The organism is Kribbella albertanoniae (genome assembly GCF_004348455.1).
Classification (GTDB): Bacteria; Actinomycetota; Actinomycetes; order Propionibacteriales; family Kribbellaceae; genus Kribbella; species Kribbella albertanoniae.
On sequence record NZ_SMKA01000480.1, the window covers coordinates 1 to 2533 of the forward strand.

General features: G+C 67.8%; 4 protein-coding genes and 1 tRNA gene. 4 read left to right on the forward strand and 1 reads right to left on the reverse strand.

The window, feature by feature from the left end; translation table 11 throughout:
• The first annotated feature begins 175 nt into the window (after positions 1-175).
• From E1261_RS44285 to E1261_RS44300, 4 genes are all read left to right on the forward strand, one after another.
• A complete protein-coding gene (locus tag E1261_RS44285; RefSeq protein ID WP_132416303.1) occupies positions 176-1063 on the forward strand; it encodes a sigma-70 family RNA polymerase sigma factor in 888 nt (295 codons plus the stop codon).
• A gap of 44 nt (positions 1064-1107) precedes the next feature.
• Positions 1108-1665 (forward strand): hypothetical protein, encoded by a 558-nt coding sequence (locus tag E1261_RS44290; protein WP_132416305.1) that lies wholly within the window; start codon positions 1108-1110, stop codon positions 1663-1665.
• Between the two features lie 125 nt (positions 1666-1790).
• Positions 1791-1863 (forward strand) — tRNA-Asn (locus E1261_RS44295).
• Between the two features lie 64 nt (positions 1864-1927).
• On the forward strand, positions 1928-2242 hold the full coding sequence (locus E1261_RS44300) for a hypothetical protein (RefSeq protein ID WP_132416307.1): 315 nt from the start codon (positions 1928-1930) through the stop codon (positions 2240-2242).
• A gap of 89 nt (positions 2243-2331) precedes the next feature.
• On the opposite strand, the gene E1261_RS45765 is transcribed toward E1261_RS44300, so the two are convergent.
• The coding region (locus tag E1261_RS45765) for a hypothetical protein (RefSeq protein ID WP_238176846.1) at positions 2332-2533 on the reverse strand (202 nt) is incomplete at its 5' end.

The following is a 2533-nucleotide window of genomic DNA, read 5'->3' on the forward strand; positions in this document are numbered from 1 at the left end:
CACCCCCCACTTTGAGCACCCCTCAACCACGCGCCGGCCGCCGAAACGGTCGAACCGTGCTCAAGGTCGCATCGGCGAACTTCCTGCCGCGTCAGCGAGTTATCCACCGATTTGAAATTGGTTGGTCACGGAGGGTGGTTTTCACTGCATCCTCTTGTCAGGAGAGAGGGAGCGGATGGCTGAGCACCTGGACTGCGAACCTGCCGACGTGACCGCGCTGGTGGCCTACCTGCGCGAGATCGGCCGGCACGAACTACTCACACTGGAGGAGGTCTCTGAGCACTCACACTGGATCGAGGCCGGCGTGCTGGCAGCCGACCGGCTGACCAGCGACCCCATGCCGGACAACTCGGCCGCGCTGCAGCAGGTCGTCGCGCTCGGGCGGCATTCCTGGCGGTGCATGATCGAGGGCAACCTGCGGCTCGTGGTGACGATCGCGCGCCGCTACACCGGCAAGGGCATCTCCCTCCTGGACCTCATCCAGGAGGGCAACATCGGGCTGATCCGCGCGATCGAGCGGTTCGACTACCGCCTCGGCCACCGCTTCTCGACGTACGCGATCTGGTGGATCCGCCAGGCCCTGGGCCGGGCGATCTCCGACCGCTCACGCCTGGTCCGGATGCCCGCCCAGGCGTACGCCGACGCCTGCCGGGTCGCCGTCACCCGCCACGACCTCACCCAACGACTCGGCCGCGAGCCCACCCTCAACGAGCTCGCCGGCGCCACCACTCTGACCATCGCCCGCCTGGAGCGCGCCCAGGCGTGGCAGATCCACCCCGAAGCCCTCGACTTCCTCGACTCCGAACCCCTCATCGACGACGAAACCCTGGTCCTCCAGGCCGCGCTCCGCCGGGACATCGCGCACCAGCTCCAGTTCCTCGACGAGATCCACGAGCAAGTCATCCGGCACCGCTACGGCCTCCAAGGCCGCACCCCCGCCACCATCGAGGAGACCGCCAACCAGCTGAACCTCACCCCCGACCAGATCCGATCCCTCGAGCGCGAGGCCCTCCGCCACCTCCGCCGCCGAGCCAGCCACCACCTCCGCGACTACGCCGCCTGACCCCGCAGAGCCAGCGGGTTGGTTGCGGCTGGGATGATGAAGGAGTGAGATTCAGGCGTAGCACCTGGCCCAACGAGCTTGCCGATGCCGTGCGCGGATCGGGTACCGGGCGTAAGGAGTCCATCCTGGCCGCCGCTCAGCTAGCGGACGGCAACTGGGTCGCGGGCACCCGCGCGGCCGTCTACCTGCCGACGGACGCGCCGACCGAGGCCCCCGGCAAGCCCACACCCGAGTCGGTACGACGCGTCGGGTGGGAGCAGATCGAGCGTGCCGGCTGGGATTCGGAGGCCTCAGTGCTGCACGTCTACGAGACCACCGACTTCGGCACGCCCTTGCGCGCGACCGACCTGAAGATCGACGACCCCGGCCGCTTCGGCCAGCTGCTGCGTGAGCGTGTCGACGCGAGCATCGTCGTACAGCGGCATGTCCCGCTGGCCGGCAAGCGCGGCGTCCGCATCGTCGGCCGCCGGAACCCGTCCACCACCGAAGCCCCGATCACCTGGAACTTCGTGCTGGACAAGGGTTGGGAGCCCACCCAGCCCGGCATCGTCGACGCCGCCGAGGCCGCCCTGGCCGCGGTCCGCGAGGAGTTCGGAGTCTGACCCACCGAGCCGGCTGAAGCTGACTCAGAAGGGGGAATCCCACCGATGGAATCCCGTTTTTGCAGGACGCCTCCGGCCTGCTAACCTACTCAAGTCCTCAGGGGATCGAGGACAGAAAAATACGATCCCGCGTAGCTCAATTGGCAGAGCAGCCGGCTGTTAACCGGCAGGTTACTGGTTCGAGTCCAGTCGCGGGAGCTCCACAAACAGAGGCCGGTTCCGTCAGGAGCCGGCCTTCGTCGTACCAGGGAGGTTTCCGCCCATGGAGCCGATGGTCTTCGCGCACGACCGGGTCCACCTCCAAGTCGAGAGCGGGATCCTGGAGATGTTCAGGCTGAACCCGATGCTCGGGGGCTACCGGACCCCGGTGAAGTGGGCGAAGATCCGGTTCGCGGAGCAGAAGAAGGGCCTGAGCCTCCTGTACTTCGGCAATGTCGAGCACCTGGACGAACCCCTGTACGCCAGCGCGCCCGGCAAGATGCCCTGGAGAATCGAGATCCAGACCGCCGACGAACCGCTCTACCGAGCCTTCTTCACTGACCTGGCGCACCGGTTCGACCGGCGAATCGCCGGCTGAGCGCCGAAGGCGGACCCCATCCGAGGCCCGCCGCCTCCTTCACTGCCGTTGTCGGCCGCGGTGACTTGCCCAGTCAGCCGCCCCGGCCGCTACTTACCCTTGCGGCGATCGATCGCCCGCTGAATCCGCTGCTGCGGCTGCCCGGTCAGCTTGGCGATCAGCGGCACCCGGTACTTGAACGCCGCCACCGCCCCGACCACGAGCACGAGGAAAATGAACCAGCCCATCGCCGTTCCCTTCGTCGGACCGGACCTACCACCGGCCTGACCTCCATCATGCCCCGCCCACCCC

What these genes read in the sequence shown, in the direction of transcription:
- E1261_RS44285 (WP_132416303.1), top strand. Translation starts at nt 176, where the DNA reads ATGGCTGAGCACCTGGACTGCGAACCTGCCGACGTGACCGCGCTGGTG.
- E1261_RS44300 (WP_132416307.1), top strand. Translation starts at nt 1,928, where the DNA reads ATGGAGCCGATGGTCTTCGCGCACGACCGGGTCCACCTCCAAGTCGAG.